A 26,740-nucleotide genomic window follows, 5' to 3' on the forward strand; every position below is an offset into this window, starting at 1 on the left:
AGGCCGTGTGTAGGTCAGGACGCGGCAGCGACGCGGGCGATGGACTCGGCGACCATCACCGGCTTGTCGGAGCCCTCGCGCTCGACCACCTGGCTGGTGGTGACCTGGATCCCGCCGGGAACCTCGTCGGCGGACACGACGGTGACGCGCATGCGAATCCGCGAGCCCACCGGCACCGGGGCCGGGAAGCGAACCTTGTTGTAGCCGTAGTTCAGGCCGTGGGTGAATCCGTCGAACGCGAGCAGCCGGCTCGACAGGTACGGGCCGAGGGAGAGGCTGAACAGGCCGTGCGCGATGGTGCCGCCGAGCGGGCTCGCCGCGGCCTTCTCCGGGTCGACGTGGATCCACTGATGGTCGCCGGTCGCGTCCGCGAACGCGTTGACGCGCTCCTGGGTGACCTCGTACCACTCGGTCGGGCCGAGCTCCCTGCCGACGAGTGCGGTCAGATCGGCGGCCGTGTTCGGGCGGACGGGAACGGTGGTGGTGTCCATGTTTCTCCCTGGAAGTCGCTTGTTTGCATTCGGGACGTCGTGTGGCCGCCGGGCCGGGGCCCCGGCTTGGGCTTGAACCTGACGCCGGATTCAATTATACAGAGGGGGAGACCTGGATCACGTCCATCGGTCGGTCGCGTCCTCATCAGCGAAACGAAAGCGGGGCACGTCAGTGAAGGTTGCAGGCAGGGTTGCCGTCGTCACCGGTGGCGGCGGGGGGATCGGTGGCGCGATCGCGCAGGCGCTCGCCAGCTCGGGGGCGCGCGTCGTCGTTGCGGACCTCGACGGTGTCGCCGCGGATCGGGTCGCGGACGGGATCAACGCCCACCATTCGGGTGCCGCGGTCGCGGCGGGAGTCGATGTCGCGGACGCCGAGGCCATCCGCGGACTGATCGCGTTGGCGGAGAAGGAGTTCGGTCCGGTCGACCTGTACTTCGCGAACGCGGGTATCACCGGCGCGCCCGGGCTCGACGCGGACGAGGCCGCCTGGGACCTGGCGCTCGACATCAACCTGCGTGCCCACATCCGTGCCGCCCAGCAGCTGGTGCCGGGCTGGGTCGAGCGCGGCGAGGGCTACTTCGTCAGTACCGCCTCCGCGGCGGGCCTGCTGACCCAGATCGGTGCGGCCGCCTACGCGGTCACCAAGCATGCCGCCATCGGCTTCGCCGAATGGCTCAGCGTCACCTACGGAGATCAAGGCGTGAAGGTCAGCTGCCTGTGCCCGCAGGGCGTCAACACCAAGCTCCTGTTCCCCGACGAGGACGCCGCGGACGGCCTCGCCGCGACCGCCGCGAAGGCCGTCACCTCCGCGGGCGAGGTGCTCGAGCCCGCCCAGGTGGCCGCCGACACCCTCGCCGCCATCGATGAGGAGCGCTTCCTGATCCTGCCGCACCCGCAGGTGCTGGACATGTACCGGCACAAGGGCGCCGACTACGACCGCTGGCTGCGCGGCATGCGCCGCTACCAGGCCTCCCTCCAGAACCAGGGATGACCACATCGGGGTTCACGGAGGGCCGCGAGCCCCGAACCCCGAATCCTCCCGCCCCACCCCTCAGGAGTTCTCATGTCCATGTTCGACATCTCGGAACGCGCCCAGCAGCTGCAGAAGGACCTGCTGGAATTCATGGAGACGCACGTCTACCCGGCCGAAGCCGTGTACGAGGAGCAGATGCGTGCCTCCGGCAACCCGCACTTCCAGCCGCCGATCCTGGAGGAACTCAAAGCAGAGGCGAAGCAGCGGGGACTGTGGAACCTCTTCCACCCGCACCCCGGCACCGGCGCCGGACTGACCAACCTCGAGTACGCGCCGCTTGCCGAGATCATGGGCCGCAGCCATCTCGCGTCCGAGGCCTGCAACTGCAACGCCCCCGACACCGGCAACATGGAGGTGCTCGAACTCTTCGGCACCGAGGAGCACAGGGAGAAGTACCTGAAGCCGCTCCTGGACGGCACCATGGCGTCCGCGTTCGCGATGACCGAGCCGGCCGTCGCCAGCTCCGACGCGACCAACGTCGAGCTGTCGATGGTCAAGGACGGCGAGGAGTACGTCCTCAACGGCCGGAAGTGGTTCGCGTCCAACGCCCTGCACCAGAACTGCAAGGTCATGATCGTGATGGGCAAGACCGATCCCGCCGCGGCGCCGCACCGGCAGCAGTCGATGATGGTCGTGCCGATCGACGCCCCCGGCGTCACCGTGATGCGTGGCCTGCCCGTCTTCGGCTACCAGGACCGCGAGGGGCACGCCGAGATCGACTTCACCGACGTCCGGGTACCGGCCAAGGACGTGCTCAAGGGCGAGGGTGAGGGCTTCGCGATCAGCCAGGCCCGCCTCGGCCCGGGCCGCATCCACCACTGCATGCGCGCCATCGGCATGGCCGAACGTGCGCTGGAACTGATGTGCAAGCGCGCGCAGTCCCGGGTCACCTTCGGGAAGCCGGTCGCCGACAACGCCAACATCCAGGACTGGATCGCCGAGGCGCGCATCGACATCGAGATGATCCGGCTGCTCACCCTCAAGGCTGCCCACCTGATGGACACCGTCGGCAACAAGGAGGCACAGACCGAGATCGCCGCGATCAAGGTGGCCGCCCCGAACATCGCGCTGAAGATCGTCGACCGCGCCATCCAGGTGCACGGCGGCGGCGGCGTCACCGACGACTTCCCGCTCGCCATGGCGTACGCGCACCTGCGCACCCTGCGCCTGGCGGACGGGCCGGACGAGGTGCACAAGCGCGCCATCGCCCGCCGCGAACTGCGTCGGTACCGCGACCTGCGCCCGGAAGGCTTCTGATCCATGACGAACCAGGACCTGAGCGGCAAGACGGCGATCGTCACCGGCGCCTCCCGCGGCATCGGCCTGGCGGCCGCGCAGGCCCTCGCCTCGGCCGGTGCCAACGTCGTACTGACCTCACGGAAGCAGGAGGCGGCCGACGAGGCCGCGGCCTCGATCGTCGGCAATGCGATCGGTGTCGGCGCGCACGCGGTGGAGGAGGACCAGGCGCGGCGCTGCATCGAGGTGACCCTCGAAAGATTCGGCAGCGTCGACATTCTCGTCAACAACGCGGGCACCAATCCGGCGTTCGGCCCGATGATCGCGCAGGATCACGGCCGGTTCGCGAAGACCATGGACGTCAACCTCTGGGCGCCGTTGCTGTGGACCGGCCTCGCCGTCGAGGCGTGGATGGGCGAGCACGGGGGATCGGTGATCAACACGGCGTCCATCGGCGGGCTCGGGCACGAGGCGAACATCGGCCTGTACAACGTGTCGAAGGCCGCGCTGATCTACCTGACCAAGCAGCTGGCGCTGGAGCTGTCCCCGAGGATTCGGGTCAACGCGGTCGCGCCCGGGGTGGTGCGCACGAAGCTGGCCGAGGCGTTGTGGAAGGAACACGAGGAGCTGGTCGCGTCGTCGACCGCGCTCGCCCGCATCGGTGAGCCGGACGACATCGCCTCGGCGATCGCATTCCTCGCCTCCGACGCGGCGTCGTGGATCACGGGGGAGACCATGGTGATCGACGGCGGCCAGCGCCTCGGCAACGCCGCGATGTACCGGAGCGGAGCGTCGCACGGTGTCTGAGCCTGTTCGGGACGTCGTCGGGATCGACCCGGCGGCTGTGACCCGCTGGTTCGGTGACGTCGGGACGGCGGCGCGGATCGACGCGCTCGTGCACAAGGCCCGCGAGATCGCTGACGCGGCAGGCATCCAGAGCATTTCGAGATCCACCCACTCAATTTTCACGTAGGAGACACGACATGAGTGAACGTAGGACCGCGATCGTCACCGGTGGCGCGCGGGGTATCGGCGCCGCCGTCGCCAAGAAGCTCGCTGCCGACGGCTTTGCCGTGGCGGTGGTCGACCTCGACGAGTCCGCATGCGTCGGCACCGTCGACGCCATCGAGGCCGCGGGCGGTACGGCGCTGGCCGTCGGCGCGAACGTTGCCGACGAGGCGTCGGTCGAGGCCGCCGTCGAGCGGGTCGCCGCCGAACTCGGGGCACCGACCGTGCTGGTCAACAACGCCGGCATCACGCGGGACAACATGCTGTTCAAGATGACGGTCGAGGACTGGGACTCGGTGATGAACGTGCACCTGCGCGGCGCGTTCCTGATGACCCGTGCCACCCAGAAGTACATGGTGGAGGCCAAGTTCGGCCGCATCGTCAACCTGTCCAGCGTCTCGGCGCTCGGCAACCGGGGCCAGGCCAACTACTCGGCCGCGAAGGCCGGTGTGCAGGGCTTCACCAAGACCCTCGCGATCGAGCTGGGCCGTTACGGTGTCACCGCCAACGCGATCGCTCCCGGTTTCATCGAGACCGAGATGACCGCCGCCACCGCCGCGCGGGTGGGAGTCGACTTCGAGGACATGAAGAGGGCCGCCGCCGCGGAGATCCCGGTCGGCCGCGTCGGCCAGCCGGAGGACATCGCCAACACCGCCGCCTTCCTCGCCGGCGATGGCGCCGGATTCGTGTCCGGTCAGGTCATCTACGTCGCCGGCGGACCGAGGGACTGACCCGGACCGCGCCGATCCGGCCTTCCGCCGAGTAGGTTCGATCCACCCCCCCACACCCGTCAGGAGAAACATCATGAAGGCATGGCGCGTCAACGAACTCGGCGAGCCACGCGACGTCCTGAAGCTCGAGGACGTCGCCGAACCGACCGCCGGTGACGGCCGGGTACTGGTGAGGGTGCTCGCCGCTCCGGCGAACTTCCCGGACGTGCTGCTGTGCCGCGGCGAGTACCAGGTCAAGCCGCCGCTGCCGTTCACACCGGGTGTCGAGTTGTGCGGCGAGGTCGTGGCCGTCGGCGCCGGCGTCACGCGTGCCGCGGTCGGTGACCGCGTGGTCGGTACGGCGACGTTGCCGGGCGGCGCGTTCGCCGAGTACGCGGTGATGGACCAGGCCTGCGTGTTCCCGGCGCCGCAGGCCCTCGACGATGCCGAGGCCGCGGCCCTGACCATCGGTTACCAGACGGCGTGGTTCGCGCTGCACCGCCGCACCCGGATCGTGGAGGGCGACCACCTGCTCGTGCACGCCGCCGCCGGTGGCGTGGGCAGCGCCGCCGTGCAGCTCGGCAAGGCCGCAGGTGCAAAGGTGATCGGCGTGGTCGGTGGGCCCGAGAAGGCCCGGTATGCCAAGGAACTCGGCGCGGACCTGGTTGTCGACCGGCGCTCCGAGGACTTCGTGGGGGCGGTCAAGGAGTTCACCGGCGGCCACGGCGCCGACATCGTCTTCGACCCGGTCGGCGGCGACGCCTACGCCGGTTCGACCAAGTGCATCGCCTTCGAGGGCCGCATCGTGGTCATCGGGTTCGCCGGCGGCACCATCCCGCAACCGGCACTGAACCACGCGCTGATCAAGAACTACTCGATCGTCGGCCTGCACTGGGGCCTGTACCAGGCGAAGAACCCGGCGATCATCGACGACTGCCACACCGAGCTGACCCGGCTCGCCGACGAGGGCCTGCTCAAGCCGCTGATCGGCGAGCGTCTGGCCCTCACCGACGTCGCCGACGGCGTCGCGCGGCTCGGCGACGGAAGCACCGTCGGTCGCCTGGTCTTCCAGCCCTGATCACGTCACCACACCACACGAAACGGAGTCCTCATGCCCGAAGCGGTCGCATCATGACCGGTCTGTTCGATGTCGTCGGCAAGACCGTCGTCGTCACCGGTGGCACCCGCGGCATCGGCCTGATGATCGCGAAGGGCTTCGCCGAAGCCGGTGCACGGGTGATCATCTCGTCCCGGAAGGCGGACGCGTGCGAGTCGGCGGCCGGCGAGCTGTCCGCGGCCGGCGACGTGGTCGCCCATCCCGCGGACCTGAGTACCGCGGAGGGCGTGGCGGACCTCGCCGCGTTCGTGGCGCGGACCTTCGACCGGGTGGACGTGCTGGTCAACAACGCGGGCGCCACCTGGGGAGCGCCGGTCGACGAATTCCCCGCCTCCGGGTTCGACAAGATCCTCGGACTCAACGTCACGTCGGTGTTCGCGTTGACGCAGGCGTTGCTGCCCCAGTTGCGGGTCGCGGCGAGCGCGGACGACCCGGCACGGGTGATCAACGTCGGGTCGATCGACGGGCTGGTGGTCTCGGGCACGGAGAACTTCTCGTACGGGGCGTCCAAGGCCGCGGTGCACATGCTCACCCGCAAGCTCGCGCAGACGCTGGCCGCCGAGCACATCACCGTCAACGCCGTTGCGCCGGGACCGTTCCCGTCGAAGATGACTGCCTTCCTCCTCGACGATCCCGAGTTGAAGTCGGCAGTGGAGGGCAGCGTCCCGCTGGGGCGTATCGGCACCCCGGAGGACATCGCGGGCACCGCGATCTTCCTGTCGTCGCGGGCCGGTGCCTACCTCACCGGGACGGTGATCCCGGTGGACGGAGGGCTCAGCGGTACCCGCTGACCACTACGGATCGGACCGCGTCGCCGCCCGGGCGGTTCCGGTGGTTCGTCCCCGTCAGGCGGTGAGCGTCGCGTGCAGGGCGACGATCGCGGTCGGGAGGTGCGCCAGGATCTCCTCGGCCGCGATGCCCTCCGCCCGCTGGGCGAGGATGGTGCCGTCGATCGTGCTCAGCGCGAAGCGCGAGAGTGTCAGTGCTACGGGATCGTCGGCGTCGAGCCCGAACGCCACGGAGCCGACACGGCACAGCAGTTCGATCGCGGTCGCCCGCACCCGGCGCACCACCTCGAGCGCCCGCTCGGCCTCGCCGGTCGGCGGCTGCATCGTCATCACCGTCACCAGGCGCAGGAAGTCGGGCTGGCGATCGAGTTCCGTGGTCAGCGCGCCGAGCATGACCCGAAGTCTTGCCTCGGGATCCTCGGGTAGTCCCGGATCTGCGCGCATGGCGGCAACATCGGGCATGGCGGCGAAGAACCGTCGCGCGCCGCGTTCCATCACCCCGAGCAGCACCCCGTCCTTCGACCCGAAGTAGTGGTAGATCGAACTGAGGGGGATCGAGGCCTCGCTGACGAGCTGCGAGACCGACACGGCCTCGTAGCCGTGCTCGGCCATCAGCCGCTCGGCGGTGTCGAGCACGAGTTCCCGCGAGCGCGCCCCGCGCTTGTTCGGCTTGACGGATCGCTGCTCGCTCATGGGACAAGAGTATCGGGGCTGGTCGTGGGCTGATTATGGGTGTGCGACCACCTTTCCCCGTAGGCGGTTCACCAGCGGATCGAGGTCCTGGGGAAGCGAATCCGCACGCCACGCGACATGGCTGTCGGCGCGGACGATCAGCAGCTTGTGCCGGAAGGCCGGATGCGGAAGCGGCTCGGCATCGACGACCTTCACGGGCAGCCTGCCGTCCTCGATCGCGGAGACATCGACGGTGCGATCGAAGCGGATGAGTGTGTAGTCCGGTCCGAGGAGATCGAGGATGCTCTCGGTGCCGATCCGGAAGTGCGGCAGTCGGCAGCCCGGAACGGTCGAGGCGACATGCTTACCCATGTCGTACACCGGAGCGGGCTCGCCGTCGCCGACGATGATGGGCGAACTGTCGTAGTAGTAGCCGAAGTTGAGGCCCTCGGGCGACATCTGCGCGAGGTTGATTGCGAACAGTTTCCGGCCGAGGCGCCTGCGCAACAGGCGCCCGACGAGATTCGGTGCGCTCAGGATCTTCGGTGCCGACCGCTCCGACATCGCGGCGGCGTTCTCCTCGAGCTTGGACATGGCGAAACGCGAGACCTGGTCGGTGATCGGAAGGCGTTCGGCCTCGTAGGCATCGATGATGGCGGGGTCGGCCCATCCCTTGACGACCGCGCACAGCAGCCAGGAGAGGTTCATCGCGTCGGCGATACCCGCATTCATGCCGTAGCCCGCGAAGGGCACCCAGAGGTGTGCGGCATCACCGGCGATGAAGACACGGCGATCGCGGAATCGTTCGGCGACGAGCCGGCGGCCAATCCAATCCTCGTGACGGACAACCTCGAAGGGGAAATCGGGTCCCACGCCCAGCACCTCGCGGATCGACCGGTCGGAGTCGAGCGCGCCGAAATCCTCCTCGCCGGCGGGCAGTGCGCGATGGACCAGCCAGAGTTCCTCGCCGTCGATCGCGACGACATTGCCGCGGACCCTGTCGTTTACCACCCAGCTCATCCACGCCGGGCGGCGGTCGCCGAGCAGTCCCTTGATCTCCTTCGAACGCACCAGACTCGTGCGTGTGCGAGCGATTTCGGCGTCGCCGGCGAGTTTCACCCCCATCTCCTTACGGACCCGGCTCGACCCGCCGTCACAACCGGCGAGATAGGCGGCCCGAAGGTCGAAGGTGCGGTCCTCCTCGAGGGCGCGGCAGTGAACGGTCACGCCGTCGTCGTCCTGGCGGTAGCCGACGAGTTCGGTGCGCGGCAGGAAGCGCACATTGGGGAGCGAGGTCAACTTGCCGCGCAGGATCGGCTCGAGCCAGAGCTGGCTCTCGCGCACCATGGACTCCGGTGTCGGCCAGTCGCTGTCGTGGAATCCGGGGAGGGTGCGCTCGGCGCGGGACGGCATGACGATCCGAGTCAGTTCGGGGCCGGCGAAGCTGGTGGTGTAGACGGTGTCGGTCGGATAGTCGTCGGGCAGGCCGGCCGCCCGCACCTGATCCGCGATCCCGAAACGGCGGAACGTCTCCATGGTGCGCGCGGCAATGGTGTTGCATTTCGCGTCCGGCGGAGCGTCCGCCCCGCGGGATTCGAGAACGACGACGTCGACGCCGCGCATCGCGGCATCGATGGCGAGGCAGGTGCCGACGGGGCCGGCGCCTGCGACGATGATGGACTTCTCCATGGTCAAACCCCTGTTGTCCGTTCCGGTTCTCGGTAGCTCTGGTTCTTCAGCCCTGGTTTTCGTTCAGCCCTGCGGCCCGTAATCCGCAATTCCGTTGCCGGACAGGGCGGGCACCCACTTCTCGCGCTCGGTCAGCGACGCCAGCCCCCGGCGGAACTGTGCGAGCTTGTACGCGATGGTCTCGCCCTCACGCTTGTGGCCCCAGATGCTGAACCCCTGATGAGTCGTCGGTTCCCACGTCGACTCGTCGACGACGATCGGGTTCCAGCCCACCTCCCACTCGAAACCCGACGGCGTACCCGCGTAGAACGACAACTCCCGGTCGTTTGTGTGCTGGCCGATTTCCCACATCATCGGGAAGCCCAGCTCCGTCACCCGCTGGTACGCGGCGACCATCTCGTCGAGGGTTGTGACCTGCACGTTGACGTGCTGGATACTGGTCCGGACCGGGTCCATCGACACGCCGCGCACCGACGCGATCGCGACCGAGTGGTGGCGTTCGTTGACCCGCAGGAACCTGGCCTTCAGCCGCACACCGCTCATCCGCTCGTCGATGTAGTCCGACAACCGGGCGTCGAAGACCGCGGTGAAATAGGCGCGCATCTGCGTCGGCCTCGTCGACGTGATCGCGACATGACCCAGGCCCGCCTCGCCGGTGACGAAACTCGACGTGGCGCGCAGCGGGGCTGCGCTCAGTCGGGCAGTGGTGAAGATCTCCTGCGCAATGCCTTTCGGCCCCGGGAAGCGGAGCAGACGCTCGACACCGCGCAGCGCGCAGTCCTCCGCGTTGCACTCGCGGATCGGCACGCCGGCCGCCGCCACGCGGGCCACGATGCGGTCGAAGGACTCGTGGTCGTCGACCTGCCAGCCGAACGCGGTCACGTCCTCCCCGGGGCCGCGGCGCAGCAGGAACCGGCACTCGTGGTCGTCCATGCGAAAACGCATCGTGCGCGCGTCGAGGCTGTCGACGTGCATCCCGATCGCGTCCGCGCCGAATCGCCGCCAGTCCGAGAACTTCGCGGTCTCGATCGCGACGTAACCGAGGTGGACGTTGCCGAAGACGGAGGCGGTCACGGACGCTCCTCGGTGAGGAAGGCGCGGGTGACGGCGTTGAACAGGCCGGAGCGTTCCCACTGCACCCAGTGCCCGGTGTTCGCCACCGAGAGCAGATCGCAGTTCGGCATCGTCTTCGCGAGGGTCGTGCCGCCGCTCGGCTTGTTGACCTTGTCCTCCGCACCCCAGACCACGAGCGTCGGCGTCGCCAGCGAGCGCAGTCGCTTGTCGCGCGTGAAGTCCATGCGCACCATGGTCCGCAGAGCGGTCGGACCGGACGGCCGGCGCAGCGGCGGGTTCGCGACGACCTCGGGATCGATGCTCGCGGCGTAGCGCTCGTCGATCACCTCGTCGGGAAGAAGATGATCGTCGTACACGAGGTAGTCGCGGATGAACCGCTCGAGCTTCTCCCGAGACGGGCCGTCACCGCCGTAGTACCCGAGCAGGCACTGCAGTCCCGCCGTCGGAACCCCACGCGTGGTACCGATTCCGCCGGGCCCCATCAGCACCATGCGGCGCACCCGCTCCGGGGTGTCCAGCGCGAGGCGCAGCGCGCACGCGCCGCCGTAGGAGTTGCCGACGAGGTCGGCCTGCTCGACGCCGAGGACGTCCATGAGTCCGCGGATGCCGTCCGCCAGCGCCCGGAACGGATCGCCCTTGTCGATGCCCTTGTACGAGCGGCCGTAGCCGGGCAGGTCCGGCACGATCACCCGGAAATCGGCCGCGAGAGCGGCGATGTTCCGCGAGTAGTTGGACACCCCGGACGCCCCCGGTCCGCCGCCGTGCAGCAGCAGCACGGTCGGTCCCGCGCCGGTCTCGGCGTAGAAGATCTCCTTACCGTCGGCCGTGGTGACGGTCCGCTCGGTCAGCTTTGCAGCGGTCATGCGTCTTCTCCGATCATGTGGTTCGTGGTGTGCGGGTGGACGCGCAAGCCCGGAGGGGGCGCGGGCAGGTGTCCGGAAGAGCCTGCGGCATAGACGAATCCGTCGGGCCGAACCGCGAGGACGTCGGCGTCGTGATCGTGCATCCAGGTGGTGAGGGTGCCCGCCGCGTCGACCAGTCCGCCGCCCGAGGCCGAGCCCGGTGGACGGATCTCGAGGGAGCGGACACCGCCCGCGTCCCAGGACGGTTGCGGTCGCCGCGGACCCAGATGCAGGATCGTCCACTGCTGCCCGAGGATGTCGTCGAGGCGTTGCGGTCGGTCCTGCCCCGCCGCCGTGACCCACGGCTGCGGAATCTGCCGCCCGAGCGCGGCGCCCTTGCCTCCGGATCGGAATCCCTTCGGGTAGTGCGCCTCCGGGATCCACAGGTGCTCGATCGCGAAGTCGGTGAACCCGGGGATCTTCGACAGTGCACGCATCGTGTGGTTTCTCATCGTGGCCACCCACGGGCGGCGCTCGACGATCAGCCGGCCGGTGTTCACCGCCCGGCGGGTGACCTCCCGGACGTGCGGCATCCGCTCGGTCTGGTAGGTGTCGAGCACGGACTCGGGGAGCGAGCCGCGCAGCACTGCCTCGAGTTTCCAGCACAGGTTCGCCGCGTCACGGACACCCGCCGACATGCCCTGGCCGATCCACGGCGGCATGGCGTGCGCGGAGTCGCCGGCGAGGAAGATCCGGCCGACGCGCCACCGGTCGGCGAAACGCACGTGGTGGCTGTAGACGACCGCGCGCAGGATCTTCACGTTCCGCTCGGTGATGCCCTGGCCGCGCAGGATCCGCCAGATCGCCGCGTCCGTGGACAGTTCCTTTTCGTCCTCGCCGTCGCGGACCGGGAATTCCCAGCGGTGATGGCCGAGCGGGGTGGGGCAGTCGACAGTGGGGCGGGCCGGGTTGCAGTGGAACCGGAGTCGGTCGTGTCCCGGCCACTCCTGGAGGACCTCCGTGTCGATCACCACCCAGCGTTCGCCGAATGTCCTGCCCTCGTAGCCGATGCCGAGCTGGCCGCGGGTGGGGCTCGACCCGCCGTCCGCGGCGATCACGTAGCGGGCACGTTCACGCACGAAGGAATCGGTCTCGAGGTCCGCCAGCATCAGGGTCACGTCATCCGGGTTCTGGATCAGGCGCAGACACTCGTGGCCCGATCTGACCTCGACGTTGGGGAATCGGTCCACGCCGTCCCGGAGAACCTGCTCCATCGCGGGCTGGTAGATGAACTGCTGCGGGGCATGGCCGCAGCCATGGGAAACGGCCTGGACCTCGGAGAACGGCCGCCCAGCGGCGTCGACGAACGCAACCGTGCCGCCTTCGAGCATGTCCGCGTCGAGGCGGTCGGCGAGCCCGACCTGCTGCCAGATGCGCAGCACCTCCTCGTCGGTGGAGATCGCGCGTGCTCTCGCGTAGATGTCCGGATCTCGTTCGACGACAAGCACATTCAGTCCAGCTTGTCCGAGGAGGTTGGCTGCGGTGACACCGGTGGGGCCGTATCCCACGATGGCGACGTCGTAGACGGGGTGCTCGCTCACGTCGAGGCTCTCATTTCGTAGTCCACACATTTGGAGTGATCGCTACAATAAGTTGTGGCCTGGGTAACGTCAAGGAGTCGGCCGGCCCCGGTCGGGTGGGTGGACACGACCGCCGGACCGCGCCGCCGAGTGCGGTGCGGGTCCGTGCCGGTGGTCGTGGAGGCTCAGCGAATCCCGTGCCAGAGCGCGCGCAGCTCGGGGCGGGGGTCCTTCACGTGCTCGGCGTCGCCGCCGAAGACGCGCACGGTGCGATCGGCGCCGTACGCGGGCCATCCCGGGTCGCCGGTGCGCACGAAGTCCACCCAGGCGCGGTGCATCTCGTCGGCGAGATCCTGCGGCGGGTGCGGCCCGGTCAGCGGCTCGAGGTCTGGTCCGTGCAGGGTGTCGAACACGAAACCGATCTCGAGCGCGTGGGTGGAGCCCAGTCGGCCGTCCAGCTGTGGAGTCCGCCAAGTGAATTCGTAAACGAAGGTGTCCGCGGCATGGGCGGAACGGGCCTCGGCCACGCGAATCGCGGGGATCCAGAACGTGCGGTCGCGCAGCACCGCGGCCAGCACCTCGCCCGGGGTCGCCCCGTGGCGGTCCTGCCGGTAGAGCGCCACCGCGGCATCCGGATCGAGGCCCAGTCCGGTCGCGGCGAGGGCGAGCACGTCCTCGTGCAGGAAGTCGGCGACGCCACTGGGCATCAGGAAGAGCGTGTGCTCGTCGGCGTTGCTGCCGACGAGCACGTCCACATCGGTTCCGGCGCCCGCGGCGAGGGCGTCGATCGGCCGGGTGGTGAGCACCTCGCCGTCCAGGCATGGCTCGAACGCCATCGAGTCGGTGGCGATCTCGTCCCACACCGCGGGGTTGGGTTCGCGGGCGATCCGCGCCGACACCGTCGCCTGCGCGTCGACCAGGTCTGTCGGAGCCACCGTCGAGAGGCCCGCCAGGGTGGGTGGCACCGCGAGCAGGTCCGCGACCGCCGCCGTCACCTTCTTCGCGGTCTCGGCGGCCATCACGTGGTGGCCTGCGCCGCTCTGGGCAATCGCTCGGGTGAACAACCCGGCCGCGGCCGGCGCCGACAGCAGCGTGACCACGCTCATCCCGCCCGCGGACTCACCGGCGATCGTCACCCGGTCCGGGTCGCCGCCGAAACAACCGATGTTGTCCCGGACCCATCGCAGCGCCGCGATCTGGTCGAGCAGTCCGCGGTTCGCCGGGGCCCCGTCGATCAGCAGAAACCCCTCGGCTCCGAGACGGTAATTAATTGTGACGCAGACAATTCCGTCGCGGGCGAACGCGCTGCCGTCGTAGGCGGGGACGGAGCCGGAGCCGTTGACGAAGGCGCCGCCGTGGATCCAGACGAGGACCGGGGCCCGGCCCTCGAGGCTCGGGGTCCACACATTCAGGTTCAGGAAGTCGTCGCCGGGGTGGTCCGGCTCGGGGAGCAGTCGATCGAGCGGGCTGGGGTAGGGGGGTTTGGGTGCGGTCGGCCCGAACTCGGTCGCCCGGCGAACCCCGTCCCAGTGGGGTGGGGGAGAGGGTGCGGCGAACCGGTGCTCGCCGACTGGCGGGGCGGCGTACGGCATGCCCTTGAACGAAACGACGCCGCCCTGTGAGGTGCCCAGCACGGTGCCCTGGGCGATCGCGACCAGTGGATCCACGGCTGCCTCCCGGTGTTCCGCAAAACATGGGGTTGTGGACCATCTTCCATCGGTGGAGGTCGCAGGTGAAGGGTTCGGCGCGCCCCGGTCGCGCCTGGTTGGATGGTCGCGGGTGCGGCGTCGGGCTCGTCGGGCGTCGGGTGAGTGAAGGAGTGCTGGCAACGTGGGACCGGATCCGATCGCGGAGCTCGAGGTCGAGCTGGTGGACATGTGGCGCCGTGGCAGCGTCAGCTCCAGGGAGCGGGCGCACGAGATCGACCCGAAGCTCGATCCGGCCTGCTACCCCCTGCTGATGCTGCTGACCCGGAACGACGACGCTGTGCCGATGGCGACGTTGATCGCCACGCTCGGCCTGGAGAAGTCCACGCTCAGCCGGCAGATCGACGCGCTGACCCGGTTGAGCCTGGTGCGCCGGATCCCGGACCCGTCCGACGCGCGCGCGAAGCTGGTCGAGTTGACCGCCGACGGCCGGACGCGGCTCGTTGCCCAGCGGGACGAGCGGGTCTCGCAGTGGCGGCGGACGCTGGGCCAGTGGGATCCCGCCGACCTGCGGACGCTGTCGGCCCTGCTGCGCAGGCTCGGCAACGAGGTGGGGTGAGGGTCACACCCCAGATAGTTGCTGGATGCAATCAACTGGGTTTATGGTTGCAACCATCAACTAATGGAGGGTGAGATGGTCAGTCCGGAGTCCGCGTCGAATCTGATCGAGTCGATGCGTGGTCTGGTCCGGCAAGCCCGCACCGTCGCGGCACGGGGTTCGCATCGTGGAATGCTGCCGCCGCCGCTGGGGGCTCTGCTGGCGCACATCGCCTGCGCGGAGGGCAACCGTCCGAGCATGCTGGCGGAGGATCTGCGGGTGACGCAGTCCGCGCTCAGTAGGCAGATCGCGCACGCCGAGTCGCTGGGATACGTGGTGCGCACCCCCGATCCGCTCGACGGCAGGGCCTCCCTGCTGACGCTGTCGGAGGAGGGAGCCAACGCCCTGCAGGTGCACCGAGAGGTCATGCTCGAGTGGGCCCGGTCGGCGATGGCCGACTGGACCGACGAGGAGGTCGACGACCTCACCGCTCGCCTGGATCGGCTTCGCGGCGCGGTCGGCTCCGTTCCGAGCCCGGTGACCGGCGCGCACTGATCCGCGCGCATCGTCTTCCCCGGCCGGCGCCCGACGTCGGCCGCACTTGTTTTCCGCGCGTACCGCGCGGACCTATTTCTCAAAAGGAGTGAACATGAGTTCGTCGACGTCTCCGGACAGTCCACCAGCTCTCGGCGACGAGTCGGTGGGCGGGATGACGCACAAGCAGAAGATGGAGGCCCTCGTCGGCCTGCTGCTGGGTATGTTCGTCGCGTTCCTGTCGTCGACGATCGTGTCGAACGCGCTGCCCACGATCATCACCGAGTTGCACGGTACCCAGGACCAGTACACCTGGGTCGTCACCGCGACGCTGCTGGCCTCGACCGCGACCACCCCGATCTGGGGCAAGTTCGCCGACCTCGTCAGCAAGAAGCTGCTGATCCAGCTGTCGCTGCTGCTGTTCACCCTCGGCTCGGTCCTCGCCGGCCTGTCGTCGAGCGTGCCGATGCTGATCGGCTTCCGCGTCATCCAGGGCCTGGGCCTCGGTGGCCTGCAGGCGCTCGGCATGATCATCATCGCCGCGATGTTCAGCCCGCGTGAGCGCGGCCGCTACCAGGGACCGATGGCCGCGGTGATGGCCGTCGCGACCGTCGCCGGACCGCTGATCGGCGGCGTGATCGTCGACACCAGCTGGCTCGGCTGGCGCTGGTGCTTCTTCGTCGGTGCACCCCTCGCCGTGATCGCGCTCGTCGTCATCGGCCGCACGCTGAACCTGCCCGTCGTCAAGCGGGAGGTGAAGATCGACTACGTCGGCGCCACCCTGATCGCCGCGGGCGTGAGCGTGCTGCTCATCTGGGTCACCCTGGCCGGCAAGAACTTCGCCTGGGCCTCGGCCACCTCCTACGAGCTCGTCGCCGCCGGCGTCGTGCTGCTCGGCCTGGCGATCTTCGCCGAGACCAAGGCCAAGGATCCGGTCGTCCCGCTGCGCCTGTTCCGGGACCGCACCATGACGCTGGCCACCCTCGCCAGCATCGCCGTCGGTGTCGCGATGTTCGGTGGCGCCGTGTTCCTCGGCCAGTACTTCCAGATCGCGCGTGGTTACTCGCCGACCGCGGCCGGTCTGCTGACCCTGCCGATGGTGATCGGGTCGATGCTCTCGGCGACGATCTCCGGCTCGCTGATCACCAAGTTCGGCAAGTGGAAGCGCTTCCTGATCGTCGGTGCGATCGGCATGGCCGCCGGCTTCCTGCTGCTGTCGACCACCGACCACGAGACCAACATGGTCCTGATCGGGGTTTACCTGTTCATTCTCGGCGCCGGCATGGGCATGACCATGCAGAACCTGGTTCTGCCGGTGCAGAACAACGTCGCGCCGACGGACCTCGGTTCGGCCACCGCCACCGTGGCGTTCTTCCGTTCGCTCGGCGGTGCGGCCGGCGTCTCGGTGCTCGGCGCGGTCCTGTCCACGCACGTGTCGGACCTGATCGCCAAGGGTCTCGTCGCGGCCGGTGTCGACATGAGCCAGGCCGGCGGCTCCGGGGCCGGGCTGTCGAACCTGAAGGAGCTGCCCGCACCGATCTCCGCGATCGTGCGTGGCGCCTACGGTGACGCGACCGCCCGGGTGTTCCTGATCTCCGGCATCCTCGCTCTGCTCAGCCTCGTCGCGATCGCGTTCCTCAAGGAGGTCGCGCTCAAGACCCACAGCGGCATCGAGCAGCTCGAGGCCGAGCGGGCCGCGCAGGGTGCGGCCGACGTCCTGTCCGTCGGCGGTGCCGACGCCGAGCTGATCTCCGAGATCGACGAGCTCGAGGACCGGGCCGACTACGAGAGCCGAGCCGGACGGCACGCCAAGAGCTGACCGACTTCTCACGTGACGAAGTGTGGGACCCCTCCCGGATGTCGGGAGGGGTCCCACACTCGTCTGTCTGGCTATGTTGGGTGCCATGACGACGCCCACCCCGACCCGCACCCGCCGCCGCGCGCTCGTGTGGACCGCCGCTGCCGTCTCGCTCCTCGCAGTGCTCGTCGTGGGCGTGCTGTGGGCGGTGCCCAGCCGCTACCTGCCGTGGGACACCACCGGCTTCCCCGACGTGGACCGCGGCGCGCTGTCCGCGCAGCAGGTCGCGGTCGTGGACCTGCTCGAGGCCGAACACGACGCCCAGCGGCCGGGGACGTTCTACTCCGAGGGTGTGAAGGAGCCGTGGTGCGCGGACTTCGTCAGCTGGATCATGCGGGAGGCGGGGCAGCCGCTGTCGAACCCGAACTCCGGGCACTGGCGCATCCCCGGCGTGTACACGCTGCAGGAGTACTACCAGTCGGAGGACCGGTTCGAGCCGGTTGGCGGCGGCTACCGTCCCGTCGTCGGTGACGTCGTGCTCTACGACAACTCCAGTTGGGTGGGCCAGCACACCAATGTCGTCGTCGCCGTCGACGGGGACACCGCGACCACCGTCGGCGGAAACGAGTTCGGCAAGATCCGCGTCCACACGATCGACTGGGCGGAGGACTCCGCGGTGGTGGGATTCGGGCGCCTGGCGTGAGCCCGAGCCAGGCATGATCGGTCCGCGCCGGGGGTAATCACGTCAGAGTTCGCGCTGCCGGACGGCGGCGTCGGATCCCGACAACCCAGGGGCGGATCATGACCGAGAATGCCGTCAATCGCGCGGTCGACAGGGCCACCGACAGCACCGCCTTCGAACGGGCGGCGCGTGGCGGGCACGTGATGAGCGGGTTCGTGCACCTACTGATCGGGTACGTCGTCGTCCGGCTGGCGTTCGGTGGCGGCGGCACCGCCGACCAGTCGGGGGCACTGGGCACGCTGGCCTCGACCACGGGCGGCGCGATCGTGCTCTGGATCGGTGTTGTCGTCTTCGTCGCGATGGGACTGTGGCGTCTCGCGGAAACCGTGATCGGACCGCACGCGACCGAGACCACGCCGCGGGAGGGTGCGTCGCTCCTCGACCGGGCCAAGGCATTCGGACTGGCAGTCGTCTACTTCGCGTTCGCGTACTCCGCATTCCGGTTCGCGCGGGGAAGCGGCAAATCCAGCGGGGAACAGAACGCGGGCCTGAGTGCCCGCCTCATGGAGTCGGATGGGGGAAAGGCGGTGCTGGTCGTGGTGGGGCTGATCGCGATCGCGATCGGGGGCTATCACGTGTACAAGGGGGCGTCGAAGAACTTTCTCGACGACCTGAGGACGTCGGGTGGGGCGGCCGTCGAACTGCTCGGGGTCGTCGGCTACGTCGCCAAGGGGCTCGTCATCGTCGGCGCCGGGATCCTGGTGATCGTCGCGACGCTGCGGTCGGACCCGTCCAGGGCCACCGGCATCGACGGCGCGGTGAAGACCTTGGGTGAGGCTCCGTTCGGGCAGTTCCTGCTGGTGGCGGCGGGAGTCGGGATCGCGTCGTACGGGCTGTACAGCTTCGTCATGGCCCGCTACGCCCGCATGTGACGCGGTGGTGTCGCGCCGACGGTCCCCCTACAGGTCCGCTTCCGCCAGCGCGTCGTCGATCGCGTCGCGGACCTCGTCGGTGGTCTTCCCGGACGCGAGTCCGCGGGCGGCGAGCTCCTCGATCCGAGGCTGCACGCGGGCGTACCGGGCGAGCCATCGCTCTTTGTCCGCCTGCCAGTAGCCCATCACGTGGTAGCGGTCCGGCGCCCACCCGAGCGTCCGGCGCAGGTGGGCGCGGATCCGTCGGGACGTGGTCGTTTCGCCGCACGACCACAGGTACGCCACCGAGTCGAGCCCGTCGAGACCGATGAGCGCGTCGAGGAGGACGCCGGGGGAGCGGCCGTCGTCGGTGCTCGTCAGCCAGGTCACCGTGACGTCGGCCTCCGTGTGCCATTCCTGCCGGTCCCCGTCGTCGGGGATCTCGGCGACGACACGGGCAGTGACGCCGGCAGGGAGCGATTCGACGATTCGGCCCGCGGCGGGCAGCGCGGTCAGGTCGGCGAGCAGGAGCAGGTGCCGGGCGCCGGGCGGTGGACGCCACCACCCCTTCGCTGACGACAGGTGCACCGGGTCGCCGGGCGCGGCGGACCGGGCCCATTCGGCGGCGGCGCCTCCCGCGTGGACCGCGAAATCGACGTCGAGGAGGTGTCGGACCGGATCCCACCCGCGCACGGAGTAACTCCGGCGGTGGTCGTCGCCCGCGGCTCCGGCTCCGAAGGCGATCAGGACCCGCTCGTCGGGCTCCCCGCCGGTGGTGAATCCGGTCGCTGCGTCGACGGTGAACCGGATCCGCCGCAGGTTGGGTGAGAGGGGCGTCACGTCGGCGACGGTGGCCGGGTGCCGGGGGTCGTCGCGGGTCGTCACGGGCTCACCCTAGGACGACCAGGCACATCGCAGCGAACACCGTGGTGGAATCCGGATCGAGTGACGTGGAACACGCCGTGGGCGACGCGCCGGTGACCTGCGCAAAGGCTTACGACCTGGGAATTTCACGATTGTCGTTCACAACATCTCGCGTGTTGCGGGAATGTCGGCCACAAGGTGTAGTGTCTTATCCACCGAGAGGGCAGTGCCGGAACGGTCGAGAATTGCGGGCCGCGGGGCTGCTTCAGTAGGGGAGATCGGCGTCACCGACGTCGACACGATCCGGCTGTTGACGGTCGTGCCGACCGCGTTCAGAAGTGCCGAGTAAACACCGTTCACTGATCGATTCGTAAGCCAAGGGGAAGAGGACTTATGAGCATCACCGTCTACACCAAGCCGGCATGCGTTCAGTGCAATGCGACCTACCGGGCGCTCGACAAGGCCGGTATCGAGTACTCGATCATCGACATCACCGAGAACGCCGAGGCGCGTGACTACGTGATGGCGCTGGGCTACCTGCAGGCGCCCGTCGTGGTTGCCGGCGACGACCACTGGTCCGGCTTCCGTCCCGACCGGATCAAGACCCTGGCGACGAGTGCCGCCTGAACAGATCGACGGAGATGATCGGCCGTGACCTCGCTGGTCTACTTCTCCAGTGCGTCGGAGAACACCCACCGCTTCGTGTCGAAGCTGGGGATCCCGGCCACCAGAATTCCGCTCCACGACCGCGACGGCGCGTTCGAGGTCGATGAACCGTACGTCCTGATCCTCCCCACCTACGGGGGAGGCACGACGGTGACCGGCCGGGACACGAGTTACGTGCCCAAGCAGGTCATTCGGTTCCTCAACAACGAACACAACCGCTCGCTGATCCGCGGCGTCATCGCTGCGGGCAATACGAACTTCGGCGAGTCGTATTGCTATGCCGGGAACGTGATTTCGCAGAAGTGTCGGGTTCCGTACCTGTACCGATTCGAACTCATGGGCAGCGCCGAAGACGTATTGGCCGTCCGGGACGGCCTCGGACAATTCATGGAGAGTGAACAGTGGCACCGACAATCACCGACGCAGCCCCGGCTGGGAGTGTAGAACGCGCTACGGCACGACCCGATGCGTCCGCGGGGGAGCTCGACTACCACGCGTTGAACGCGATGCTCAACCTGTACGGCCCGAACGGCGAGATCCAGTTCGACAAGGACCGTGAGGCGGCGAACCAGTACTTCCTCCAGCACGTCAATCAGAACACGGTCTTCTTCCACAATCAGGACGAGAAGCTGGACTACCTGATCAAGGAGAACTACTACGAGCGTGAGGTTCTCGACCAGTACACCCGCAACTTCGTCAAGGAACTGATCGACCACGCCTACGCGCAGAAGTTCCGGTTCCCGACGTTCCTCGGCGCGTTCAAGTACTACACCTCGTACACGCTCAAGACGTTCGACGGCAAGCGTTACCTGGAGCGGTTCGAGGACCGGGTCTGCATGGTCGCGCTCACCCTCGCCGCCGGTGACGAGAAGCTCGCGACGCAGCTGGTCGACGAGATCATCTCCGGCCGCTTCCAGCCGGCCACCCCGACCTTCCTCAACTCCGGCAAGAAGCAGCGCGGCGAGCCCGTCTCCTGCTTCCTGCTGCGCATCGAGGACAACATGGAGTCCATCGGCCGCTCCATCAACTCGGCGCTGCAGCTGTCCAAGCGCGGCGGCGGAGTTGCGTTGCTGCTCAGCAACGTTCGCGAGCACGGTGCCCCGATCAAGAAGATCGAGAACCAGTCCTCCGGTGTCATCCCGATCATGAAGCTGCTCGAGGACTCGTTCTCGTACGCCAACCAGCTCGGTGCCCGGCAGGGTGCCGGTGCGGTGTACCTGCACGCGCACCACCCGGACATCTACCGCTTCCTCGACACCAAGCGGGAGAACGCGGACGAGAAGATCCGCATCAAGACGCTGTCCCTCGGCGTGGTCATCCCGGACATCACGTTCGAGCTGGCGAAGAAGAACGAGGACATGTACCTCTTCTCGCCGTACGACGTCGAGCGCATCTACGGGGTGCCGTTCGCGGACATCAACGTCACCGAGAAGTACTACGAGATGGTCGACGACAAGCGGATTCGTAAGTCGAAGATCAAGGCGCGCGAGTTCTTCCAGACCGTCGCCGAGCTGCAGTTCGAGTCCGGTTACCCGTACATCATGTACGAGGACACCGTGAACCGGGCCAACCCCATCAAGGGCAAGATCACCCACTCGAACCTGTGCTCGGAGATCCTGCAGGTCTCGACGCCGTCGGAGTTCAACGACGACCTGTCCTACAGCAACATCGGCAAGGACATCTCCTGCAACCTCGGGTCGCTGAACATCGCGAAGGCGATGGACTCGCCGGACTTCGCGAAGACCATCGAGGTCTCCATCCGGGCGTTGACCGCGGTCGCCGATCAGACCTCCATCGACTCGGTGCCGTCGATCAAGAAGGCCAACGACGAGGGCCACGCGATCGGTCTCGGGCAGATGAACCTGCACGGCTACCTCGCCCGCGAGCGGATCCACTACGGATCCGAGGAGGGCATCGACTTCACGAACATCTACTTCTACACCGTGGTGTACCACGCGATCCGCGCCTCGAACGAGATCGCGAAGGAGCGCGGCACGTACTTCGCGGGCTTCCCGGACTCGAAGTACGCATCGGGCGAGTACTTCGACAAGTACACCGATCAGGTGTGGGAGCCGGCCACCGATCGGGTGCGTGCACTGTTCGCCGATGCGGACGTGCACATCCCGACCCAGGACGACTGGCGTGAGCTCAAGGCGTCGGTGCAGAAGCACGGCATCTACAACCAGAATCTGCAGGCCGTCCCGCCGACCGGGTCGATCTCGTACATCAACCACTCCACCAGCTCCATCCACCCGGTGGCGTCGAAGATCGAGATCCGCAAGGAAGGCAAGATCGGCCGCGTCTACTACCCGGCGCCCTACCTGACCAACGACAACCTGGAGTACTACCAGGACGCGTACGAGATCGGGTACGAGAAGATCATCGACACCTACGCCGCGGCCACCCAGCACGTGGACCAGGGCCTGTCGCTGACGCTGTTCTTCAAGGACACGGTCACCACCCGCGACGTCAACCGGGCGCAGATCTACGCGTGGCGCAAGGGCATCAAGACCCTGTACTACATCCGCCTGCGGCAGATGGCCCTCGAGGGCACCGAGGTGGAGGGTTGCGTCTCGTGCATGCTGTGAGGCCCGCTAACGATATTTCGAACGGAGTGAGGACATCGTGAGCCAGAAGATCAAGCTGATCGACCGCGTCTCGGCGATCAACTGGAACCGCGTCCCCGACGAGAAGGACGCCGAGGTGTGGGATCGCCTCACCGGCAACTTCTGGCTGCCGGAGAAGGTCCCGGTGTCCAACGACATCCCGTCCTGGAACACCCTCACCGCAGGCGAGAAGCAGCTCACCATGCGGGTGTTCACCGGCCTGACGCTGCTCGACACCATTCAGGGCACCGTCGGCGCCGTCAGCCTCATCCCGGACGCGCTGACCCCGCACGAGGAGGCGGTGTACACCAACATCGCGTTCATGGAGTCGGTGCACGCCAAGTCGTACTCGAGCATCTTCTCGACGCTCTGCTCGACCCGTGAGATCGACGACGCGTTCCGCTGGTCGGAGGAGAACCCGAACCTGCAGCGCAAGGCCGAGATCGTCCTCGAGTACTACAACGGCGACAACCCGCTCAAGCGGAAGGTCGCCTCGACGCTGCTCGAGTCCTTCCTGTTCTACTCCGGCTTCTACCTGCCGATGTACTGGTCCTCGCGGGCCAAGCTCACCAACACCGCGGACCTGATCCGGCTGATCATCCGCGACGAGGCGGTGCACGGCTACTACATCGGCTACAAGTACCAGCGCGGGCTCGAGCAGCTCACGCAGGAGGAGCGCGACGACCTCAAGAACTACACGTTCGAGCTGCTGTTCGAGCTGTACGACAACGAGGTCGAGTACACGCAGGACCTCTACGACGAGGTCGGTCTCACCGAGGACGTCAAGAAGTTCCTGCGCTACAACGCCAACAAGGCGCTGATGAACCTCGGCTACGAGGGGCTGTTCCCCAAGGACGAGACCGACGTCAACCCGGCGATCCTGTCGGCACTCTCCCCGAACGCGGACGAGAACCACGACTTCTTCTCCGGGTCCGGCTCCAGCTACGTCATCGGCAAGGCAGTCAACACCGAGGACGAAGACTGGGACTTCTAGGTCCCGGGCCTCGCGCCGCTCTCTCCATCCCGACCGACCGAATGTGGGATTCGTTCAGTTCAACTGACCGAATTCCACATTCGGTCGTTGGCGGTAGGTGCACTTCAAACGCGACCAGAACCGGTCTAGCGTCGAACCTGGCGAATTCTCACCTATCGCTAGGAGGCGGCGATGAGCGGTCGAGTGGTGCACTTCGAGGTCCCGTTCAGTGACGGGAACCGGGCACGGGCGTTCTATCGGGAAGCGTTCGGCTGGACGCTCACCGAGATGCCGGAGCTCAACTACACCGGCGTCGCGACGGGGCCGGTCGCGGAGACCGGCATGCCTGCCGAGCCGGGCTACATCGGCGGCGGCATGTTCGAGCGGGAGCCGTCGTTCCCGCAGGGTCCGGTGATCACCATCCACGTGGAGAGCATCGACGACGCGCTCGCGAAGATCACCACACTCGGCGGGGAGCCGGTGGGGGAGAAGACGGTGGTCGGGGAGATGGGCTTCGCCGCCTACTTCAAGGACCCCGAGGGCAACGTGATGGGACTGTGGGAGACGAAGTCCCCGTGACCGTCAGCGGCTGAACCAGGTCTCCCGATCCCCGCGCAGGGCCTTCTCGATCCGGCCCATCGAACTGTCGTTCAACGGCGAGGGCAGCGCATCGGGGGAGAACCAGCCGACCTCGAGGTTCTCCTCGTCGGCGGGATGCGGCCTGCCGCCGGTGTACCGGGCCACGAAGCACAGGTCCAGGTACTGGGCCCGGTCGCCGTTGGCGTGCGTCAACGGCGGCGTGACGTCCACGCTGGACAGCCGGACCAGTTCGACCTCGACGCCGGTCTCCTCGCGAATTTCCCGGACGATCGCCGTGGCCGGTTGCTCACCCGGTTCGAGGATCCCGGACACGATCGCCCAGCGGCCGTTGTCGGACCTGCGGGCCAACAGGATTCGCCCGCCCTCGTCGAGGACCACCGCGCTCACGCCGGACAGCCACAGCGGGGCGTGTCCGATGTGAGCGCGCAGTTCGGTGATGAACTCGGGGACGGGCATGTCAGTACCGGAATGTGACGGGTGCGGCCTGCTGACCGGAGTAGGGCAGCAGGATGGACGGCGCCAGTGGCACCGCGAATCGGGCCGGCACGTCGGTGAACCCGGTGCCACCCGGGCGGGCCGGAAGATCCAACTGGGCGAACCGGATTCGGGTCATCGCGTCGGTGCCGACCATGTTGCCGTCGGAGGTCTCGGCGGACAGGAAGGTGCCGTGGTCGGTGAACTCGATCCACGGGTCCGTCAGCGCGATCTCCGCCAGGTGGAACCGGGTGAACGAGACCACGGTGCCGCGGTACCGGACGGTGCCGAGACCGGTCGCCGGATCGACGTCGGCACCCTCGAGTTCGAACCCGAACCGGCCGTCGCCTCGGACCGAGGCGCCGTCGCTGCCGACGACCGAGCCCTGGGTGGTGGTCTTGATCAGGTCCGTGTATCCGGGCGCGATTCCCCACAGCAGGTCCTGGGCGGGTGCCACCGGGGCGTTCGCTCCGGGCGACGGATCGAAGGTGACCGGGACGGACAGTTCCTCGGCGGCGTTGACGGCGTCGGCCGCGGCATACGTGTACACCCCGTACACCGCGTCGGGCGTGGTGGTCGCGGGCTTCTTCACGGTGAGCGTGGCGGTGAACGAGCCGTCGTCGGCGAGCGGCACCCACTGCTGGCGGATGGTGCGCCGGAAGTCGAACGGGGCGTCGGGGACCCGGTTCAGGGCGTCCTCGGACATCACCCACGCGGTGGCCGAGCGCTGCTGCCCGACCCGGGACTCGGCGGGTGCGCCCTCCGACGGTCGCCAGTGCGGGGCGAAGGCGCCGAACGCGACGAACGTGCCGTGCGGCACGCCCGGCGGCACCGGGACCGGCAATCCGCTGGTGTTCGCCTGCGGGTCGAATCCGGTGCCGCGCACCACGATCCGGTCTCCCTCGTGGACGGCGGTGTTCCCGAGTGGGGTGATGCCGTCGGCGCCGAGGAGCTCGATGTGCGCACTCGCCGCCGGGGCGGGGGTGGCGGACACCGCGGGCGCGGTCGGCGCCGACCCGATCAGTGCCCCGCCGAGCGCGGCGACCAGCAGCCGGGACCTAGTTGACGTAGCCATTGAGTGATGCTTCCAGATCGTCGAGGATGCCGCGGGCGGCCACCACGCCGATGCCCGTCATCCAGATCTCGTCGTCGACCTTGAACACGCGCCCGTCCTTCACGGCGCCGAGGCCCTGCCACAGTCCGCCGTTCATCACCTCGACGCCCTGGGTCTGGGCCTCGTCGCCGAAGAAGCTGACATAGATGACGTCACCCTCGGCCTTCGTCAGTTCCTCTTCGCTGATCTCCGCGAAGCGACGGTCCTTGGCGCCCTCGAGGCGCTGGAACGGGGGACGCTGCACGCCCGCGTCGGCGAGAACCTGACCGGAGAAGCTCTCCGGGCCGTACACCCGGATCGATCCGGGCCGGAACCGGACGATCGACGCCTGGGTCTCCGAGGCGCTGAGCGACTTGCCCGTCTCGACCGCCGCGGTCTGGTACTCGTCGAGGAGCCGGTGGGCGTCGGCGCCGCGGCCGAGGGCGGTGCCGTCCAGGAGGAAGTTGTCCTTCCAGGTGATGCCGACCTTCTCGGTGTAGACCGTCGGGGCGATCGCGGCCAGGCGCTCGTACGCCTCGGGGGCCCGGAACTTGGTGCCGAGAATCAGGTCCGGCTGCAGCGCCGCGATCTTCTCGAAGTTCGGTTCCTGCAGGGTGCCCACCAGTTCGACGCCCGCGATGGTGGGGCCGAGGTACTTCGGCTGCGATCCGATGGCGTCGGCGGCGGCCGCGCCGACGAGCCGGTCCTGCAGGCCGAGTGCGCACACGGAGTCGAGCTTGTCGGTGTCGAGGACCACGATCCGCTTGGGGTCGGCCGGGACCTCGGTCTCGCCGGCCGCGTGCGTGACCTTGCGCACCGTGCCGGTGACACCCGCCGGGTCGACGGGGGCGGTCGGACCGCACACGTTCTCGGTGTCGCGGTCGTTGCCGAGCACGCCGGCGCCTGCGACGTTGGTGGTGCTGCGCACGATGGTGCTCGCGGCGTCGTCGGTGTCGGAGCCGCCGCACGCGGTCAGGACCAGGGCGGTCGCCGCCAGCAGGGCGACAGGGGCGGTGCGGCGGGCGAGGGTGGGCTTGCGCATGTGAACTTCTGTC

Annotated in this window: 29 protein-coding genes; 17 read left to right on the plus strand and 12 right to left on the minus strand. The window is 68.2% G+C overall.

Going from position 1 to position 26,740, the window contains the following annotated elements; translation table 11 throughout:
- Positions 1–14: 14 nt before the first annotated feature.
- The gene (locus ACWDU4_RS04635) at positions 15–491 is read right to left on the minus strand and encodes a MaoC family dehydratase (RefSeq protein WP_450112680.1); all 477 of its coding nucleotides are present in this window, start codon (positions 489–491) and stop codon (positions 15–17) included.
- A gap of 172 nt (positions 492–663) precedes the next feature.
- On the opposite strand from ACWDU4_RS04635, the gene ACWDU4_RS04640 reads away from it, so the two are divergent.
- The 7 genes from ACWDU4_RS04640 to ACWDU4_RS04670 all read left to right on the plus strand — a co-directional run bounded on the left by ACWDU4_RS04640 (position 664) and on the right by ACWDU4_RS04670 (position 6,386).
- A complete protein-coding gene (locus ACWDU4_RS04640; protein ID WP_450112681.1) occupies positions 664–1,482 on the plus strand; it encodes an SDR family oxidoreductase in 819 nt (272 codons plus the stop codon).
- A gap of 72 nt (positions 1,483–1,554) precedes the next feature.
- Complete coding sequence (locus tag ACWDU4_RS04645; RefSeq protein WP_450112682.1) at positions 1,555–2,781, plus strand: acyl-CoA dehydrogenase family protein; 1,227 nt, start codon at positions 1,555–1,557, stop codon at positions 2,779–2,781.
- Between the two features lie 3 nt (positions 2,782–2,784).
- On the plus strand, positions 2,785–3,567 hold the full coding sequence (locus tag ACWDU4_RS04650) for an SDR family oxidoreductase (RefSeq protein ID WP_450112683.1): 783 nt from the start codon (positions 2,785–2,787) through the stop codon (positions 3,565–3,567).
- Complete coding sequence (locus tag ACWDU4_RS04655; protein WP_450112684.1) at positions 3,560–3,733, plus strand: hypothetical protein; 174 nt, start codon at positions 3,560–3,562, stop codon at positions 3,731–3,733. The genes ACWDU4_RS04650 and ACWDU4_RS04655 overlap by 8 nt, the downstream gene beginning before the upstream one ends.
- 10 nt (positions 3,734–3,743) lie before the next feature.
- Complete coding sequence (gene fabG, locus ACWDU4_RS04660) at positions 3,744–4,499, plus strand: 3-oxoacyl-ACP reductase FabG (protein ID WP_450112685.1); 756 nt, start codon at positions 3,744–3,746, stop codon at positions 4,497–4,499.
- A 73-nt stretch (positions 4,500–4,572) separates the two neighbouring features.
- Positions 4,573–5,556, plus strand: coding sequence for an NADPH:quinone oxidoreductase family protein (locus ACWDU4_RS04665; protein ID WP_450112686.1), 984 nt, complete (start codon positions 4,573–4,575; stop codon positions 5,554–5,556).
- Between the two features lie 53 nt (positions 5,557–5,609).
- Positions 5,610–6,386 carry an SDR family oxidoreductase gene (locus tag ACWDU4_RS04670; RefSeq protein WP_450112687.1) on the plus strand — a complete coding sequence of 259 codons (777 nt, stop codon included), beginning with the start codon at positions 5,610–5,612 and terminating at the stop codon, positions 6,384–6,386.
- A 54-nt stretch (positions 6,387–6,440) separates the two neighbouring features.
- Here the strand turns inward: ACWDU4_RS04670 and ACWDU4_RS04675 are convergent, their stop codons facing one another.
- From ACWDU4_RS04675 to ACWDU4_RS04700, 6 genes are all read right to left on the minus strand, one after another.
- On the minus strand, positions 6,441–7,076 hold the full coding sequence (locus ACWDU4_RS04675) for a TetR/AcrR family transcriptional regulator (RefSeq protein WP_450112688.1): 636 nt from the start codon (positions 7,074–7,076) through the stop codon (positions 6,441–6,443).
- A gap of 33 nt (positions 7,077–7,109) precedes the next feature.
- Entirely contained in the window at positions 7,110–8,744 is a 1,635-nt protein-coding gene (locus ACWDU4_RS04680) for an FAD-dependent monooxygenase (protein ID WP_450112689.1), read from the minus strand.
- A 63-nt stretch (positions 8,745–8,807) separates the two neighbouring features.
- Complete coding sequence (locus ACWDU4_RS04685; protein WP_450112690.1) at positions 8,808–9,818, minus strand: VOC family protein; 1,011 nt, start codon at positions 9,816–9,818, stop codon at positions 8,808–8,810.
- Positions 9,815–10,681 (minus strand): alpha/beta fold hydrolase, encoded by an 867-nt coding sequence (locus tag ACWDU4_RS04690; protein ID WP_450112691.1) that lies wholly within the window; start codon positions 10,679–10,681, stop codon positions 9,815–9,817. The genes ACWDU4_RS04685 and ACWDU4_RS04690 overlap by 4 nt, the downstream gene beginning before the upstream one ends.
- Entirely contained in the window at positions 10,678–12,261 is a 1,584-nt protein-coding gene (locus ACWDU4_RS04695; protein WP_450112692.1) for a bifunctional 3-(3-hydroxy-phenyl)propionate/3-hydroxycinnamic acid hydroxylase, read from the minus strand. The genes ACWDU4_RS04690 and ACWDU4_RS04695 overlap by 4 nt, the downstream gene beginning before the upstream one ends.
- A gap of 164 nt (positions 12,262–12,425) precedes the next feature.
- A complete protein-coding gene (locus tag ACWDU4_RS04700) occupies positions 12,426–13,907 on the minus strand; it encodes a carboxylesterase/lipase family protein (protein ID WP_450112693.1) in 1,482 nt (493 codons plus the stop codon).
- A 163-nt stretch (positions 13,908–14,070) separates the two neighbouring features.
- Here ACWDU4_RS04700 and ACWDU4_RS04705 point away from each other — a divergent pair, with 163 nt between their 5' ends.
- From ACWDU4_RS04705 to ACWDU4_RS04725, 5 genes are all read left to right on the plus strand, one after another.
- Positions 14,071–14,505 (plus strand): MarR family winged helix-turn-helix transcriptional regulator, encoded by a 435-nt coding sequence (locus ACWDU4_RS04705; RefSeq protein WP_450112694.1) that lies wholly within the window; start codon positions 14,071–14,073, stop codon positions 14,503–14,505.
- A 75-nt stretch (positions 14,506–14,580) separates the two neighbouring features.
- Positions 14,581–15,039: a MarR family winged helix-turn-helix transcriptional regulator gene (locus tag ACWDU4_RS04710; protein WP_450112695.1), complete on the plus strand. Its 459-nt coding sequence runs from the start codon at positions 14,581–14,583 to the stop codon at positions 15,037–15,039.
- Positions 15,040–15,193: 154 nt separating this feature from the next.
- A complete protein-coding gene (locus ACWDU4_RS04715; protein WP_450112856.1) occupies positions 15,194–16,837 on the plus strand; it encodes a DHA2 family efflux MFS transporter permease subunit in 1,644 nt (547 codons plus the stop codon).
- Positions 16,838–16,922: 85 nt separating this feature from the next.
- On the plus strand, positions 16,923–17,519 hold the full coding sequence (locus tag ACWDU4_RS04720; protein WP_450112696.1) for a CHAP domain-containing protein: 597 nt from the start codon (positions 16,923–16,925) through the stop codon (positions 17,517–17,519).
- Between the two features lie 98 nt (positions 17,520–17,617).
- Positions 17,618–18,430 (plus strand): DUF1206 domain-containing protein, encoded by an 813-nt coding sequence (locus ACWDU4_RS04725; protein WP_450112697.1) that lies wholly within the window; start codon positions 17,618–17,620, stop codon positions 18,428–18,430.
- 27 nt (positions 18,431–18,457) lie between these two features.
- On the opposite strand, the gene ACWDU4_RS04730 is transcribed toward ACWDU4_RS04725, so the two are convergent.
- Together ACWDU4_RS04730 and ACWDU4_RS04735 are read right to left on the minus strand one after the other, a co-directional pair.
- On the minus strand, positions 18,458–19,294 hold the full coding sequence (locus ACWDU4_RS04730) for a siderophore-interacting protein (RefSeq protein WP_450112698.1): 837 nt from the start codon (positions 19,292–19,294) through the stop codon (positions 18,458–18,460).
- A gap of 138 nt (positions 19,295–19,432) precedes the next feature.
- Positions 19,433–19,633 carry a hypothetical protein gene (locus ACWDU4_RS04735; protein WP_450112699.1) on the minus strand — a complete coding sequence of 67 codons (201 nt, stop codon included), beginning with the start codon at positions 19,631–19,633 and terminating at the stop codon, positions 19,433–19,435.
- 33 nt (positions 19,634–19,666) lie between these two features.
- Between ACWDU4_RS04735 and ACWDU4_RS04740 the strand changes: the two genes are divergently transcribed.
- From ACWDU4_RS04740 to ACWDU4_RS04760, 5 genes are all read left to right on the plus strand, one after another.
- Positions 19,667–19,900, plus strand: coding sequence for a redoxin NrdH (locus ACWDU4_RS04740; protein ID WP_450112700.1), 234 nt, complete (start codon positions 19,667–19,669; stop codon positions 19,898–19,900).
- Positions 19,901–19,924: 24 nt separating this feature from the next.
- Positions 19,925–20,383 (plus strand): class Ib ribonucleoside-diphosphate reductase assembly flavoprotein NrdI, encoded by a 459-nt coding sequence (gene nrdI, locus ACWDU4_RS04745; protein ID WP_450112701.1) that lies wholly within the window; start codon positions 19,925–19,927, stop codon positions 20,381–20,383.
- Positions 20,341–22,527 (plus strand): class 1b ribonucleoside-diphosphate reductase subunit alpha, encoded by a 2,187-nt coding sequence (nrdE, locus tag ACWDU4_RS04750; RefSeq protein WP_450112702.1) that lies wholly within the window; start codon positions 20,341–20,343, stop codon positions 22,525–22,527. Before nrdI ends, nrdE begins: the two co-directional genes overlap by 43 nt.
- Before the next feature lie 49 nt (positions 22,528–22,576).
- Positions 22,577–23,539, plus strand: coding sequence for a class 1b ribonucleoside-diphosphate reductase subunit beta (nrdF, locus tag ACWDU4_RS04755; RefSeq protein WP_450112857.1), 963 nt, complete (start codon positions 22,577–22,579; stop codon positions 23,537–23,539).
- 171 nt (positions 23,540–23,710) lie between these two features.
- Positions 23,711–24,097 carry a VOC family protein gene (locus ACWDU4_RS04760; protein WP_450112703.1) on the plus strand — a complete coding sequence of 129 codons (387 nt, stop codon included), beginning with the start codon at positions 23,711–23,713 and terminating at the stop codon, positions 24,095–24,097.
- A 3-nt stretch (positions 24,098–24,100) separates the two neighbouring features.
- On the opposite strand, the gene ACWDU4_RS04765 is transcribed toward ACWDU4_RS04760, so the two are convergent.
- Genes ACWDU4_RS04765 through ACWDU4_RS04775 form a run of 3 tightly spaced genes read right to left on the minus strand, consistent with a single transcriptional unit; the run spans position 24,101 to position 26,727 of the window.
- Positions 24,101–24,574: an NUDIX hydrolase gene (locus ACWDU4_RS04765; protein WP_450112704.1), complete on the minus strand. Its 474-nt coding sequence runs from the start codon at positions 24,572–24,574 to the stop codon at positions 24,101–24,103.
- 1 nt (position 24,575) lies between these two features.
- Complete coding sequence (locus ACWDU4_RS04770; RefSeq protein ID WP_450112705.1) at positions 24,576–25,667, minus strand: HtaA domain-containing protein; 1,092 nt, start codon at positions 25,665–25,667, stop codon at positions 24,576–24,578.
- Complete coding sequence (locus ACWDU4_RS04775; protein WP_450112706.1) at positions 25,651–26,727, minus strand: ABC transporter substrate-binding protein; 1,077 nt, start codon at positions 26,725–26,727, stop codon at positions 25,651–25,653. Before ACWDU4_RS04775 ends, ACWDU4_RS04770 begins: the two co-directional genes overlap by 17 nt.
- Positions 26,728–26,740 lie beyond the last annotated feature (13 nt).

This window comes from Rhodococcus sp. NPDC003348 (assembly GCF_053589375.1).